The organism is Flavobacterium sp. YO64 (assembly GCF_004119505.1).
GTDB lineage: Bacteria > Bacteroidota > Bacteroidia > Flavobacteriales > Flavobacteriaceae > Flavobacterium > Flavobacterium oncorhynchi.
On record NZ_NRQV01000024.1, the window covers coordinates 1 to 15,030 of the forward strand.

General features: G+C 32.1%; 18 protein-coding genes. 8 read left to right on the plus strand and 10 right to left on the minus strand.

The window, feature by feature from the left end; genetic code table 11:
- Positions 1-313 precede the first annotated feature (313 nt).
- The 4 genes from BOW57_RS15810 to rpsF all read right to left on the minus strand — a co-directional run bounded on the left by BOW57_RS15810 (position 314) and on the right by rpsF (position 2,085).
- Complete coding sequence (locus BOW57_RS15810; RefSeq protein ID WP_089052248.1) at positions 314-787, minus strand: DUF6495 family protein; 474 nt, start codon at positions 785-787, stop codon at positions 314-316.
- A 145-nt stretch (positions 788-932) separates the two neighbouring features.
- The gene (rplI, locus tag BOW57_RS15815; RefSeq protein WP_089052249.1) at positions 933-1,373 is read right to left on the minus strand and encodes a 50S ribosomal protein L9; all 441 of its coding nucleotides are present in this window, start codon (positions 1,371-1,373) and stop codon (positions 933-935) included.
- 68 nt (positions 1,374-1,441) lie between these two features.
- A complete protein-coding gene (rpsR, locus tag BOW57_RS15820; RefSeq protein WP_002987043.1) occupies positions 1,442-1,738 on the minus strand; it encodes a 30S ribosomal protein S18 in 297 nt (98 codons plus the stop codon).
- 5 nt (positions 1,739-1,743) lie between these two features.
- On the minus strand, positions 1,744-2,085 hold the full coding sequence (rpsF, locus tag BOW57_RS15825; protein ID WP_007810575.1) for a 30S ribosomal protein S6: 342 nt from the start codon (positions 2,083-2,085) through the stop codon (positions 1,744-1,746).
- Positions 2,086-2,261: 176 nt separating this feature from the next.
- Between rpsF and BOW57_RS15830 the strand changes: the two genes are divergently transcribed.
- Positions 2,262-2,957 carry a LytTR family DNA-binding domain-containing protein gene (locus tag BOW57_RS15830; RefSeq protein WP_071637338.1) on the plus strand — a complete coding sequence of 232 codons (696 nt, stop codon included), beginning with the start codon at positions 2,262-2,264 and terminating at the stop codon, positions 2,955-2,957.
- Between the two features lie 3 nt (positions 2,958-2,960).
- On the opposite strand, the gene priA is transcribed toward BOW57_RS15830, so the two are convergent.
- The 5 genes from priA to nadC all read right to left on the minus strand — a co-directional run bounded on the left by priA (position 2,961) and on the right by nadC (position 8,478).
- Entirely contained in the window at positions 2,961-5,411 is a 2,451-nt protein-coding gene (gene priA / locus BOW57_RS15835) for a primosomal protein N' (RefSeq protein ID WP_129055639.1), read from the minus strand.
- A gap of 29 nt (positions 5,412-5,440) precedes the next feature.
- On the minus strand, positions 5,441-6,181 hold the full coding sequence (gene bla-B1-FLAV / locus BOW57_RS15840) for a subclass B1 metallo-beta-lactamase (protein WP_129055641.1): 741 nt from the start codon (positions 6,179-6,181) through the stop codon (positions 5,441-5,443).
- Positions 6,182-6,191: 10 nt separating this feature from the next.
- A complete protein-coding gene (locus BOW57_RS15845; RefSeq protein WP_129055643.1) occupies positions 6,192-6,623 on the minus strand; it encodes a DUF2147 domain-containing protein in 432 nt (143 codons plus the stop codon).
- Positions 6,532-7,548 (minus strand): YihY/virulence factor BrkB family protein, encoded by a 1,017-nt coding sequence (locus tag BOW57_RS15850; RefSeq protein WP_241687459.1) that lies wholly within the window; start codon positions 7,546-7,548, stop codon positions 6,532-6,534. Before BOW57_RS15850 ends, BOW57_RS15845 begins: the two co-directional genes overlap by 92 nt.
- A 72-nt stretch (positions 7,549-7,620) precedes the next feature.
- Positions 7,621-8,478 carry a carboxylating nicotinate-nucleotide diphosphorylase gene (gene nadC, locus BOW57_RS15855; protein ID WP_129055645.1) on the minus strand — a complete coding sequence of 286 codons (858 nt, stop codon included), beginning with the start codon at positions 8,476-8,478 and terminating at the stop codon, positions 7,621-7,623.
- Positions 8,479-8,741: 263 nt separating this feature from the next.
- On the opposite strand from nadC, the gene BOW57_RS15860 reads away from it, so the two are divergent.
- The 7 genes from BOW57_RS15860 (at position 8,742) to rlmH (ending at position 14,266) form a co-directional block, all read left to right on the plus strand.
- On the plus strand, positions 8,742-9,842 hold the full coding sequence (locus BOW57_RS15860; protein ID WP_129055648.1) for a DNA alkylation repair protein: 1,101 nt from the start codon (positions 8,742-8,744) through the stop codon (positions 9,840-9,842).
- A gap of 282 nt (positions 9,843-10,124) precedes the next feature.
- Entirely contained in the window at positions 10,125-11,006 is an 882-nt protein-coding gene (locus BOW57_RS15865) for a pirin family protein (RefSeq protein WP_129055650.1), read from the plus strand.
- 3 nt (positions 11,007-11,009) lie between these two features.
- Positions 11,010-11,405, plus strand: coding sequence for an OsmC family protein (locus tag BOW57_RS15870; protein WP_089052257.1), 396 nt, complete (start codon positions 11,010-11,012; stop codon positions 11,403-11,405).
- Between the two features lie 5 nt (positions 11,406-11,410).
- Positions 11,411-11,695, plus strand: a complete 285-nt coding sequence (locus tag BOW57_RS15875) for a GNAT family N-acetyltransferase (RefSeq protein WP_129055652.1) — start codon at positions 11,411-11,413, stop codon at positions 11,693-11,695.
- A 190-nt stretch (positions 11,696-11,885) separates the two neighbouring features.
- The gene (locus BOW57_RS15880) at positions 11,886-13,301 is read left to right on the plus strand and encodes an adenosine deaminase (protein ID WP_129055654.1); all 1,416 of its coding nucleotides are present in this window, start codon (positions 11,886-11,888) and stop codon (positions 13,299-13,301) included.
- Between the two features lie 53 nt (positions 13,302-13,354).
- Positions 13,355-13,657, plus strand: a complete 303-nt coding sequence (locus BOW57_RS15885) for an antibiotic biosynthesis monooxygenase (RefSeq protein WP_129055656.1) — start codon at positions 13,355-13,357, stop codon at positions 13,655-13,657.
- Between the two features lie 135 nt (positions 13,658-13,792).
- Positions 13,793-14,266: a 23S rRNA (pseudouridine(1915)-N(3))-methyltransferase RlmH gene (rlmH, locus tag BOW57_RS15890; protein ID WP_071637326.1), complete on the plus strand. Its 474-nt coding sequence runs from the start codon at positions 13,793-13,795 to the stop codon at positions 14,264-14,266.
- Between the two features lie 40 nt (positions 14,267-14,306).
- Here rlmH and BOW57_RS15895 read toward each other — a convergent pair whose 3' ends face one another.
- Positions 14,307-14,954 (minus strand): hypothetical protein, encoded by a 648-nt coding sequence (locus tag BOW57_RS15895; RefSeq protein WP_129055658.1) that lies wholly within the window; start codon positions 14,952-14,954, stop codon positions 14,307-14,309.
- Positions 14,955-15,030 lie beyond the last annotated feature (76 nt).

A 15,030-nucleotide genomic window follows, 5' to 3' on the forward strand; every position in this document is an offset into this window, starting at 1 on the left:
AGTTAAACTGCATCTTTTTATCGTCAAGCATCAATCAAAATTCTTTACTTTTTTGTGTTAAACTTTTTATTGTAGTACATGTACTACAATAAAAAGGAAAAAATCAATCAAAAAAACACCAAAACTAATCAAACAAGGAACAAATCTTACATTTACACCTGGAAATTTCAATTTATTGCAGTATTAAGAAAAAAAGCGTAGAAATACGGGGTAAAAAAAACAACAAAGCTTAAACAAAAGTTAAAAAATTAAAAAAAGGCAAACAATTGCAATAAGCAACTATTTACCTTTTATTTCCTTATTAATTTAAAAACTAAGATTCAATTATCGAATTAATCTGAGAAAATAATTGTCCATCACTTAAAAAAGCACCTTGCTGAATCAACTCAAATATAGATGCATTTCTATCTTCAGTAAATACCTTCTTTCCAACCTTCATTTCAATGTTTTCAGTAAACATATTATCAGACAACCATTGTAAACCTTCCGTAGTTAAAAAATCAGTTTCTTCAACTAATGATTTCAAAACTATTGATTGTACATGAGTTTCAAAACACTGAAACAAGAAAATATGATTTCTCGAGAAATGCTCTAAATATTCAGCTCTTGACAATACCCCTTCCCAAATTAAATCTGAGAAAACATCTAATTCCTGCTCAGCAACTTCAGGTTTGTTTACTTTCAGAGCATCCCACTCTGCTTTATCAATAGCTTGTGTCGCTAAAAAGCTAGCAAATTCAGCATGTAATTCATCAAATTGTTCTTTTGTTAATCTTGCGTATTTCATTTTATTTTAGGCTTTATGCTTTACGTTGTAAGCTTTAAGCAATACGCTATAAGCTACCAACCATAAGTCTAATTATTACTATTGATCTGTATTAAACAAAAAAATCCCGATTTACATCGGGATTTTCATATAATCTTTAAAACTATTACTTTTCAGCAACAATTTCGTAAGCTAACTCAACGATTACATCTCTGTGTAGACGAACTGAAGCATTGTATTTTCCAGTACGTTTAACGATTCCACTAGTGATGAATTTTCTATCGATAGCATTTCCAGATTTCTCTAAAGCTTCAGCGATATCAATATTCGTGATAGAACCAAAAAGTTTCTCTCCACCAGCTTTTGCTGTAAGTTTAATTTCAAGAGCTTTTAAAGTTTCAGCTAATGCTTTAGCATCAGCAACAACTTTAGCTTCTTTATGTGCTCTTTGTTTTAGGTTTTCAGCTAAAACTTTTTTAGCAGAAGGAGTTGCCAATGTAGCAAAACCTTGAGGAATTAAAAAGTTACGACCGTAACCAGGTTTTACAGATACTACATCATCTTTAAATCCTAGGTTTTGTACGTCTTGTTTTAAAATAATTTCCATGTTGTTGTCCTTATTTTTAGAAGTTAGGTTCTGATCTAACAGAAACCAGCGACTAGATTTTTTTTATACTATTTTAATAAATCGGCCACGTATGGCATTAAAGCTAAGTGACGAGCTCTTTTTACAGCTACAGAAACTTTTCTTTGGTATTTTAATGAAGTTCCAGTTAAACGACGAGGAAGAATTTTTCCTTGCTCATTTACGAATTTCAATAAGAAATCAGCATCTTTGTAATCGATGTATTTGATTCCTGATTTTTTGAAACGACAATACTTTTTAGTTTTGTTAGTTTCAATGTTTAAAGGCGTTAAATATCTGATATCTCCGTCTTTTTTTCCTTTTGCAGATTGTTCGATTGTAGACATAATAATTACGCTTTAGTAGATTTTAATTTTGCTCTTCTTCTTTCCGCCCATGAAATAGCATGTTTGTCTAAACTTACAGTTAAGAAACGCATAACTCTTTCGTCACGTCTGAATTCAGTTTCAAAAGCAATTAGAACTTCTCCAGCTACTTTGAATTCGAATAAATGGTAAAAACCACTTTTTTTGTTTTGGATTTCGTAAGCCATTTTTTTAAGACCCCAATCCTCTTTCGATACCATTTCAGCTCCTCTACTAGTAAGAAATTCTTCAAATTTCGTTACTGTTTCCTTCACCTGAACCTCAGATAAAACGGGATTTAAAATGAAAACAGTTTCATAATGATTCATAAATACAATATTTATTTGTTAAAATTGGGTGCAAAAGTAATCATAATTTTTAAATATACAACACTTTTTTACTTTTATTCGTTGTAATGTAAAAAACAGAGCTTAACTTTAGTTTTTTTTACAAAAAAATAATACATTTACTATTGCTATCCTGAATTTATTCTAAATTTATTGTTATGAAACTAAACTGTGTTGTTGTAGATGATAGTTCTATACAAAGGACAATTATTGCAAAATTAGTCAATAATCACCCAGGTTTGCATTTAATCGGTGATTTTTCTAATGCAATTGAAGCGAAGAGTTGTATCTCTTTAAATAATATCGACCTAATATTTCTTGATATAGAAATGCCTGTTATAAACGGCTTTGACTTCCTTGATGGACTAAAGTCTAAACCGCAGATTATATTCATTACTTCTAAAGCTGAATACGCTTTGAAAGCTTTTGATTATGATGCGACCGATTATTTGCAAAAACCTATTGCCGTTGACCGTTTTAATGCTTCTGTAAAAAGAGCTATAGATATGCATTTGCTTAAAAAAGAAGTTAAAGAAGAAGAAGGCGAACATATTTTTATCAAAAGCAACCTTAAAAAACTTAAAATCTTCACCGCAAAAATCAAATGGATCGAAGCTTTTGGAGACTATGTAAGAGTGGTTACTGAGGACGACAGTAATTTGGTACTTTCAACTATGAAGTCTTTTGAAAATGACTTATCAAAAGATAAATTTATTCGTGTACACAAATCGTACATCATTAATATAGATAAAGTAGAACGTTTTAACAGCAAGTTTGCCGAAATAGGGATTACTAAAATTCCGCTTAGCCGCAACAAAAAAGAAGACTTAGTAAAAGCATTGTCAACGTCGTAATTTTTAATAAAAATCGACATTAACAACAACCTTTACAGCTCTGTACTGAGCAACAGCCTCAAAACTATTCAATATTTTTTGGATAGTTTTTTTTGTACTCCCTAATGGAATTTCCTGTGGAATTTTAATCAAAATAGTTCGAATATACTCGTTTCGGATTCTATTTATTGCAGGCTCTTCAGGACCCAGAACCGGCATTTTTAAGTTCTGACTTAAAACCTGATACAACCACATAGAACCCTCTTTTAGCTTTTCAAACTCACGATGTTTTAAAGTAAGTTTAATAATCCTGAAATAAGGCGGGTATTTATAAATCATCCTATCATACAATTGCTCCTTATACATACCCATATAATTATGGTTTGTAACTTGTTGAATTGTGTTATGATTTGGATTGTATGTTTGAATCACCACTTTGCCCTGCTTTTCAGATCTCCCTGCTCTTCCTGCAACCTGCGTCATCATTTGAAAACTGCGTTCAAAAGCTCTAAAATCTGGATGATGCAGCATATTATCAGCATTCATAATTCCAACCAAACTCACATTATCAAAATCAAGACCTTTAGCCAGCATTTGTGTTCCAACCAAAATATCTACTTCTCTATTTTTGAAAGTATCGATAATTTTTTCAAAGCCAAATTTACCTCGCGTTGTATCTTGATCCATTCTGGCTGTTTTAGCTTTTGGAAAAAGAGAAATCAATTCCTGTTCAATTTGTTCCGTCCCAAAACCTTTAGTTGTCAAATCTATACTCGAACAGCTATGACAATGTGTTGGCTTTGCAATTGAATAACCACAATAATGACAACGCAATTGATTTTTAAATTTATGAAATGTCAAACTAACATCACATTGCTGACAATGCGGTACATGACCACAAGTCATACATTCTATTATAGGTGAATAACCTCTTCTGTTTTGAAATAAAATTACCTGTTCACCTAAAGACAAAGCTTCGGCAATTTCTTCAATTAAAAGATCACTAAAATGCCCCGTCATTCTTTTTCTGAAATGTTTGTCTTTTAAATCAACCAAAACCACTTCAGGCATTCGAACATTTTTGTAGCGTTCGGTTAAAGTGACCAAGCCATATTTATCTGTTTGAGTATTAAAATAAGTTTCGATACTCGGGGTCGCAGATCCTAATAGTACTTTGGCATTATGAAAATTTGCCAAAACAATTGCAGAGTCGCGTGCATGATATCTTGGTGCAGGATCAGTTTGCTTAAAAGTCTGCTCATGTTCTTCATCAACAATAAGCAAACCCAAACTATTAAAAGGCAGAAACAAGGCAGACCTCGCTCCTATTACAATCTGTGCTTTTTCAGAATTTTCAAGCGTTTGTTTCCAAACCTCAACTCGTTCATTATTGCTGTATTTTGAATGAAAAACGGCAACTTTATCTCCAAAATGAAGCCTCAATCGAGAAACTAATTGTGTTGTAAGTGCAATTTCTGGCAGCAAGTACAAAATCTGTTTACCCGTTTCTAAATATTCTTCAATCAGCTTAATGTAAATTTCTGTCTTTCCACTTGATGTAACACCATGCAGAAGACAAACTTCTTTTTCTAAAAAACTATTTTTAATTGCTGTAAAAGCGTTTTCCTGAGCTTCGCTTAATTGAAGTTCTTTTTCCGATTTTTCTCCATTAAATGAAACACGATCGTGCTGTAAATAATACTCTTCAAAAATTTCTTTCTCGATTAAAACTTTTACAACAGCCGAAGTAGAATTTGAAACTTCAATCAATTTCTTTACCGTAATTGGTTTCTTTTCTGAAGCGCTTATCTGAAAATAAGCCAATACAATTTCTTTTTGCTTATTAGCACTTTTTAAAACCTCAAGCAGTTCTCCTAAACCATTATCTGATTCATATTGTGAATGTAATTTTACATAACGAATCAGCTTTGGTTTATAACTTTCTTTTATTTCTTCCTCTAAAACAATAATATCCTTTGCAATTAATTTTTGAAGAATTGGCAGAATATTTTTCTTATTTAAAATCGAAACAATCTCCTGAACTTTAAGTGAACTTTGATGCTGCAGCGCTTCATAAACTAAAAACTCATCATCTGAAAGTTCTGAATCATTTACAACAACTTCTGGTTTGTGCGAAATAATAGTTTCACTTTCTAATAATAATCCAGTTGGAAAAGCACCGCGATAAACATCGCCAATGCCGCACATATAATAATTAGCAACCCAAAGCCAATGTTTGATCTGCGTTTCGGTCGCAATAGGTTTTTCATCTAAAATCTGATGAATTTCTTTAGCCTCATATAATGTTGGTGCGTTTTCGTGTATATCGATCACCAGCGCCGTATAAATTTTACTTTTACCAAATGGCACTGCCACCCGCATACCCTTTTTTATAAAATGATATTCAGATTCAGAAACACGATATGTAAAAGTTTTAGCTAAGGAAAGCGGTAAAACAACTTCGATAAAAAACATGTACTAATTTTATAGGATTCGGAAACTCATTATTTTCCTGAAGGTTTAGCTAAATAATCATTAACCAATTTCAAAGTATGATTTAAAGATTCTGTGTTAGTTCCATCGTCATGACCAGGAATAACATATACCGGTTTCTTGAATTTTGTCTGCACTTTATTCATCGATTTCTGCCATTCTTTTACGTCAGCATCTCCTAAATAACCAAGATCAACAGCGGATATGCTTTTTACAAAACAACCTCCGTAAAGTATTTTCTCTTTATCAAACCATACAACAACATTATCAGAAGCATGACCTTTTCCTGGATAATAAACCTCAAAAGTATGCTGACCGACTGTAAATGTTGTGTCATTCGGAATTATAAATTCTGCCCTGCCTTCTTTATTTTTTTTAAGAATCTCATCTGTTAATTTGATTGTATAGGTTTTAATTCCTTTTTTTCTATAAAAATCTAATCCTCCAGCACGATCTTCGTGAGAGTGTGTCGCAAAATGCATTATAACCTTTTTATTATGCCTTGCTTTTATCGTATCCAATAAAGGCTGAAACTGCGTTTTATCCCAAGGCGCATCAAACAAGACCACGCCTTTACTTGTAACTAAATACAAAGCATTGGCAGAAATCTTTGTTCCTTTATAATCATGAAATGTTTTATAAACATAAAAGTCACCCGTAAGATGACTTATTTGTAATGGCGAGTTCTTAGATTGTCCAAAACTATTTGAAGCTAAGACTAAGAATAAAATTATCGAAGCTAATTTTCGCATATTTTAATAATTAATTTTTCACTCGTGTCCAGTATTGTGTTCTTCCCATTAAAGAAATTCCAACATAACCACGAAGTTTCAATTTATCTGCAGATTCTAATGAAATATAACATTTGTATTTTTTACCATTTGTAGGATCTAAAATAGTTCCTCCATTATATTCAGAACCATCTTTTTTAAGACCATTCATAATAACCATTCCTAAAATAGGTTTATTCTTCTCAGTACCGTCACATTTAGTACAAACATCCTTTTTATGATCAGCACGAAGAATCTCAACTATTTTACCATAAATTTTTCCAGATTTTTCATAAACCTCTACTACAGATTTTGCCTCACCAGTTTCGTCATCAATAGTTTTCCATTTTCCGATAACACTTTGAGATTGCATTGTACTTAATGCGAAGAAAAAAACACCAATTGTTAAAATCCAATTTTTCATACCTATTTATTTTTTTTTGTTTTAATTTTCTGATTGAGGCATTCAATTCAAAACCCAAAAGCAGAATCATACAGTTTATCCAAATGTAAAACATTAGAATTAATAATGTTCCAATTGAACCATAAAGTTCGTTATATTTTGAGAATTTTATAACCCAAATCCCAAAAAAGAACGAAGATATAACAATTAAGATTGTTGTAAAAACTGATCCAATACTTATAAAAGGGACTTTATTATACTGCTTTGTACCATAACGCAATAATATTGAAGATGTTATCAAAATCATCAGCATAATAAATAAATATCTACTTAAAATGATCAACGGAATACGATCACTCAAAACATCCTGAATAATTGTTTTTTGAATAAAAACCTCAAAAACAACAATCGTAGCCACCGTTACAAACAATATAATAGTCATGACAAGCGAAATGGCCAATGCAACCAAATATTGTTTTAAAAAACCACGCTTATCAAAAACATGTTTAGAAGACTCGAAGCCGCTTAAAATTCCGTTAATACCATTTGCCATTAAAAAAATCGAAAGCAAAAATCCCGACGATAACAATCCAGAATGACTATTATTTAAAATATCACTAATGATTTTACTAATAGCATCGTAAGTATTTGGAGGAACTCCCTGCTGCACAAACTGTAAAAAATCGGCCTGAAAACCTTCTATCGGAATAAAAGGAATTAAGTTTAAAATAAATAATGCAAAAGGAAATAAAGCCATAAAAAAGCTGAAAGAAACAGCGCTGGCATGATAAGAAAATGCGCCTTCAATAATTCCTAAAGTATACATTTCAAGCAAATCATACAGTGAAAAACCCTCCAGCCAAGGCAATTTTATTTTCTTAAAAAATCGGGCTATAGAACGTATTACAGGTACTTTTTCAATCCGATCTTCTATTTCTTGAGACATACTATTTTAGATTTTAGATTGTTGAGTTGGATTTTAGATTAAAAAAGTTACAATTTAAAACACTTTACTCAATTAAAAAGCTTTTAAACTCAAATCCATATTGTAAACGGAATGAGTTAATGCTCCAGACGAAATATAATTTACACCGCAAAGCCCATATTCACGAATGGTTTTTTCACTGATATTTCCTGAAGATTCTGTCTGACATTTTGAACCAATCAAAGCTACAGCAGTTTTAGTATCTTCATAATTAAAATTATCAATTAAAATTCTGTGAACACCGTCACTCAACAAAATTTCACGAATTTCATCAAGATTTCTAGCCTCAACAATAATTTTTAAATCTAGATCATTCTCTTTCAAATACTCTTTCGTTTTTTTTATAGCAAGTGTAATACCACCGGCAAAATCAATATGATTATCCTTCAACATTACCATATCATATAAAGCATAACGATGGTTTTCTCCGCCTCCAATTTTCACCGCCCATTTTTCTGCTGCTCTAAAATTTGGAGTCGTTTTGCGAGTATCTAATATTTTAGCTCCCGTTCCTTCTAAAAGCTGTACACAATGATTTGTTTTGGTTGCAATTGCAGACATTCTCTGCATAGTATTTAAAACTACTCTTTCGGCCTTCAAAATAGATTGAGAACTTCCAGAAACTTCAAAAACAATTTCACCATATTCTACATGCGTTCCATCTTCAATAAAAGTTTTCACCTTTAATTTCGGATCAACATAATCAAATATCATTTTCGCAAGCGCAACACCAGCAATAATTCCCTGATCTTTTACCAATAATCTTGCTTGACCATGAGCAGTATCAGGAATACAAGCAAGAGAACTATAATCGCCTGATCCTACATCTTCTCTAATCGCATTACGAATCAAAAGTTCTAATTCTGATTGAAATTGAGCTTCACTTATCATTTTTATATTTTTTATAATAGGCTAAATTATGACTTATTTTATGGAATTAAAAGTTTCCATTGTACGAAAAGTTTCTTATTAACTTTTTTTTATCAGCTGCGGATTATTAAAATTAAAATGATTTCAAAAAATCTGTGCTAATCTTTTTAATCTATCACATAAATCTTTAGCGGAATATTTAAAGTTTATATTTTTTTTCAACTAAAATCCGCATCCACAATTAAAAACATTAAATATCTTTGAGGTTCAAGCAAACAAAATTTATGGGATTAATTAAAGATATTTACTCAGTTTCTTTCTACGAAAAATTTAGTCAGGCTGTAGCCGAAGTGCATCCAACATTCAACAAACAAAAATTTATTGAAGCAATTTATGAAGGTGATTTTGCTCAAAAAGAATGGAAAGAAAGAATGAAACATACCACAGTTGTATTTCATCAATTTATGCCGCAAAATTTCCCAGAAGCTGTTTCTCTAATTGACAAAATCATTGAGAATTTAAAGAAAAATAATTTCACAGACAGCAATCTGGCTTTTATCTTCTTTGCCGATTATATCGAAATTTACGGTTTAGACGATTTTAAAACTTCGACGAAAGCCTTTGTTTCTATAACACAATTTATAAGCTGCGAATTTGCTGTTCGTCCTTTTATTCTAAAATACAAAGAGCAAATGATCGACGAAATGGTAAAATGGTCACAGCACGAAAATCACCACGTACGTCGTTTAGCCAGCGAAGGCTCGCGCCCAAGATTACCGTGGGCAATGGCAATTCCGTTCTTGAAAAATGATCCTTCTTCTATCCTGCCTATTTTAGAAAACCTAAAAAACGATCCTTCCGAATATGTGCGAAGAAGTGTTGCTAATAACTTAAATGATATTGCAAAAGATAATCCGCAAATTGTATTAGAAATCGCTTCTAGATGGAAAGGTCAAAACAAAGAAACCGACGGAATCATCAAACATGGCTGCCGAACTTTATTAAAACAAGGACATCCTGAAATTTTAAGTCATTATGGTTTAGAAAGCACAAATATTGAACTTTCGTCATTTACAGTTAAAACACCTATTGTAAAAATTGGCGATTATCTGCAGTTTCACTTTCATTTAAATAACAAAAATGAAGACCCCAAAACCATTCGTTTAGAATATGCTGTTCATTACAAAAAAGCAAAAGGACATTTGGCTAAAAAAGTTTTCAAAATAAGCGAGAAAGTTTACCATCCGAATCAATTAACCAAAATTGAAAGAAACCAATCTTTTAAATTAATTACAACAAGAGTTTTTCATACAGGAACGCATCAATTGTCGATTATTATTAATGGAACGGAAAGTGAAGTTTTGGAATTTGAATTGATTGATTAAACACAAATTACCCCAGTTTAATGGGCTAGTTTGTCATTTAGACGAAGGAGAAATCTCCACGAGTAGCTCCGCAACGAAAACCCAATCTTTGTAGAGTTTCTTGTGAAGCTTTCTCCTTCGTCGAAATGACAAAAAAATGTGACAAATAGATAAATTTGAAAAAACATACATTTTCACTACTTTTATAGATAATACAAAAAACAAACTTTTCTTAATCTAAATTAAGTTACAGACAAGCGCCGTCGCTTTAATTTTGTTTTCAAATCAAATAAAAAATACCACATGTCAAATATCAGTTTAATTATCGAAGAACGTGCTGCCAATATTGGCAACTTCATGGTCGGTCGTTTACTCCCTTTCCGTGAAAAAAGAGCTGTTGGTCCATTTGTATTTATCGATCATATGGGACCTGCACATTTAAGTGATCATGAAAATATGGATGTTCCTCCGCATCCGCATATCGGACTTTCGACTTTGACATTCTTGTTTGAAGGAAGCATTATGCATCGTGACAGCTTAGGAACCGAATTGGAAATAAAACCCGGCGCCGTAAACTGGATGACAGCAGGAAAAGGAATCGTTCACTCTGAAAGAACGCCAGAATATTTAAGACATTCAGACAAAATGCTCCACGGATTACAGATTTGGGTGGCGCTTCCAAAAGAATTGGAACAAATGGATCCGAATTTCACACATGTTGAAGCAGATGATATTCCAGCTTGGGAAGAAGATGGCATTTCATACAAATTAATTGCCGGAGAAGCTTTTGGAAAAAAATCACCCGTTCCGGTTTATAGTCCGCTTTATTTTATTGAAATTAAAAGTAAAGAAGCCCAAAAAATCAATATTGGAAGTCATTTATTTGGCGAAAGTGGTTTATATATCTTAGAAGGAAGCATCAAAAGCGGAGAACATACTTACGATCCAAAACAAATCTTAATTACAAACGACAGTACGCTTTGTGAGTTTGAAATTGCCGAAAATTCAACTGTTTATATCTTTGGCGGACAACCGTTTCCTGAAGAACATTTTATCTTTTGGAACTTCGTTTCATCAGATAAAAACCTCATCGAAAAAGCCAAACAAGACTGGACAGCACAGACTTTTCCAAAAGTTCCAGACGAAACCGAATTCGTTCCGTTACCTGAACCAAGAATCAAATAAATTATGAAAACAATATCAGCACAAATAGATACTCGTTTGTATCGCACCGAAATAACATCATCCAGCGGAAATATTGTAATCGCCGACGAACCTCAAGAAGTTGGAGGAAAAAATCTTGGTTTTAGTCCATCAGAGCTTTTAGCATCTGCATTAGCGTCTTGTACTTTGATTACATTGCGAATGTACATAAATCGCAAACAATGGGATGTTTCTGAAATCAATGTAAAAGTAGATTTTGAAAGAGACAGCCATCAAAACATTTCACTATTTACAAGAAAAATTGAAGTTACAGGCGAAGTCGATGAAAAACAACGACAACGATTAGAGACAATTGCAAACAGCTGTCCGATACACAAAACATTAACAAACTCAATCGAAATTAAAACCACCTTAATATAATCATCATGGAAATTCAACAAACAAACGATACAAGAAGAGGTTACTTTGAAGCTGTAGAAGACGGAAAAGAAGCTGGAAAAATGACTTATACTTGGGCAGGAGACACAAAATTTATTATTGATCATACCGAAGTAAACCCAGATTTTAACGGAAAAGGTGTTGGTAAAAAACTAGTTATGGCTGCTGTAGAATATGCCAGAACTAATAATTTAAAAATTATTCCGCTTTGTCCTTTTGCAAAAAGTGTTTTTGATAAGGTTGAGGAAATTCGTGATGTACTTTTTTCTTGAGTTACAAAGGTTCAAAGTGACAAAGGTTCAGAGGTTTTAGTATAGAGACGCACAACAGTGCGTCTTTTTTTATTTGATCATTTCTTTAAAAACTTTGTCCCTTTGAACCTTTGAGCCTTTGTCCCTTAAAAACAAAATTTTCAAATTTCCGCGAAAACTCGTATATTTGCGCGTAATTTAAACTTAGAGTATGACAAGGATAATTACGCTTTTCTGTATTTTTATAGCACAAATCGGCTTTTCTCAAACAGCTGAAAGTTATTTAGAAAAAATCAGAAATAATGAAGCTCTCTTAACAGCTTTCTTTCAACAAATGCCAAAAGGAGGCGATTTACACCACCATTTTTCAGGATCAATTTATGCAGAACCTCTTTTAGAAAGAGCAATTGCAGAAAACTTTTATTTGGATGTAGAAACTATGGCAGTTTCTAAAACAAAACCTGCTAATGGAAACTGGGAAAGCTTCTCCTCTCTTAAAGAAAAAGGAAAACTAGACTATTACGAACAGCAAATTATGCAGACTTGGTCTATCAAGGATTATAATGGTTCTGTACCATCTGACGATCAGTTTTTTGATTCTTTTATGAAATTCGAACCAACTATCGCAGGTCATTTTGCAGAAGGAATGCTTGAATTAAAAAAGCGTGCTATTTCAGAAAATGTAAGTTATATTGAAACTCAATTATCAACGATTCCGTCTGACATGAATGTTTCTGATTTAGCAGATTTCAATACAAAATTACGTCAGGCTGCAACGCAAAAAGATGAAAAAGCAGTTTTAAAACTTTTAGATGAATTGTATAAAGCACTTCAACAAAAAGATGCCAAAAAATATGCTTTAGATTTCAACAACAATTTTATTGCAAAACTGCATAAGGACTTAAAAATGGATGATGAAAAATTCACAATGCGTTATCAAAACTTTGTGCTGCGTTTTATGGATCCTGTAGACTTGTTTAAAAACTTAGTTATTGCTTTTATTTCTTCTAACGAAAGCAAGCTGACTGCGGGTGTAAACATAGTTTCTCCAGAACACGGACAAAATTCTATGGAAGATTACTGGCTTCACATGGTGATGTTTAAATATTGTCATTCAAAATTTCCTGACGTAAAATATACACTTCACGCAGGCGAATTAACTTTAGGTTTGGTTCAGCCAGAAGATTTAACTTGGCATATAAATGATGCGATTTATATTGCTGGTGCCAACAGAATTGGTCACGGAGTTGACATTGCTTACGAAGCAAATTCATATGATTTATTGAAATATATGTCTAAAAACAATATTCCAATTGAGATCAATTTAGCCAGTAATGAGTTTATATTAAAAGTAAAAGAAAACAGACATCCATTTACACTTTACAAAGAATTCAATGTGCCAATAGTAATCAGTACAGACGATGCAGGGATTTTAAGAACTAATATGACAGAGCAATATGTTTTATTAGCCAAAAGATATCCTGATGTGAATTACGAAACGATTAAAAAATACGTTTACAACAGCATCAATTACAGTTTCATTCAAGATGCATCAGTAAAAAAACAATTAATCAAAGATTTAGATTCTCGTTTTAAAACTTTTGAAGCGAAGTTCTCTAAAAACTAAATTATAAACCTAACAGGTTTTAAAAACCCGTTAGGTTTGTCACTATTAAAATTATGATTCTAGAAGCCGTATTTCTTTTCATAAAACCAGAATTAGCAAATCAATTTGAAGCCGATTTTGCAAAAGCAAGTCAATACATTTCATCGATCAACGGTTATTTAGGTCATCGCTTAGAAAAATGTATTGAAGTAGATAACAAATATCTTTTATTAGTCGATTGGAATACGCTTGAAGATCATACAATAGGTTTTAGAACTTCTGAAGCGTATTTGGAATGGAAAAAGATTCTACATCATTATTACGAACCGTTTCCTATTGTAGAATATTTTGAAACCGTTTTTGAAAATAAAAAATAGAGATTTCTTTTGCCACAGCTTTCACAGATTAACACCAATTAGATTTAATAAAAAATCATTTTAATCTGTGAAATCTGTGGCTAAAAAATAAAATTCGTGCTAATTCGCGAAATTCGTGGCAAAAAAACAGACACAATGAACATCAAACTCATCGCAATAGGCAAAACAGACAATAAATCGCTTCAAACTTTGATTGACGATTATACCAAACGTTTGTCGTTTTACATCAAATTTGATTTGGAAATTATTCCCGATATCAAAAACGTAAAAAACTTATCTGAAAGTCAGCAAAAAGAAAAAGAAGGCGAATTGATTCTGTCGAAACTTTCGCCAACCGATCAATTGATTTTATTGGATGAAAACGGAAAAAACTTCTCCAGCGTTGGTTTTTCTGAAGAATTGCAAAAGAAAATGAATTCTGGCGTAAAAACACTAGTTTTCGTAATTGGAGGTCCTTACGGATTTTCGGAAACGGTTTATAAAAAAGCACAAGGAAAAGTTTCACTTTCGCTAATGACGTTTTCACACCAAATGGTTCGCTTATTTTTTATCGAACAATTGTATCGCGGATTTACGATTTTACGAAATGAACCTTATCATCATCAATAAAGGTTGATCGTTGATTCGTTTAATCGTTTAATCGCAATTTCTAGAAAACAAACTCTTCATCTTCGTTTATAAAAACAAATGGAATCTTTTTATCTATAATAGATTTTACAAGAATTTTAGACTGAATATAATCTCCATAACTCATATTTTTATCATATGAAAATGTGATTTGAGCTTTTGGATTTATAACCAAACTATCCAAAAATGGCTTTAAATTACTTTTAGGAAAATCATACGTTTTTCTTCCGCTGTATTGTATCATTCCGTTCTTCTTAAAATACAACTGACTTCTATTATTGGCAATTTCCATTTTATAATACACTTTCGTAAAAGGCAGAAAAGCGAGATTCTTCCCGATTGAATCTGCGTATGAATAATAATTTTCAGCATTTTCATTTTTGTGGGCACTGTCTGCTCTTTTCTTTTCCTGCATTTTCATAACCTGCGGAATTACCATTTTCAAAGGCAAACGCTTATCGATGTTAAAAATCCAATTGGTCGAAATAATAGCACTTTTTCTGTTTAAATCAGCAATCGTATCTTTTCCTTTGATTTTAAAAAAAATGTAAATTGGCGAATGATCTTGTACGTCTTTTACAATTGAAACATTTGATTTTGGAAGTAAAACGTCTTCTTTTTTCCCGCAGGATAAAAATAGAAAAGCTATAATTATAGTAACGTATTTCATATTTGTTTGTTTTTAAACTCAAAGTATGTCATTTCGACGAAGGAGAAATCACACTAGTATTTCCTGAGAGAAATTC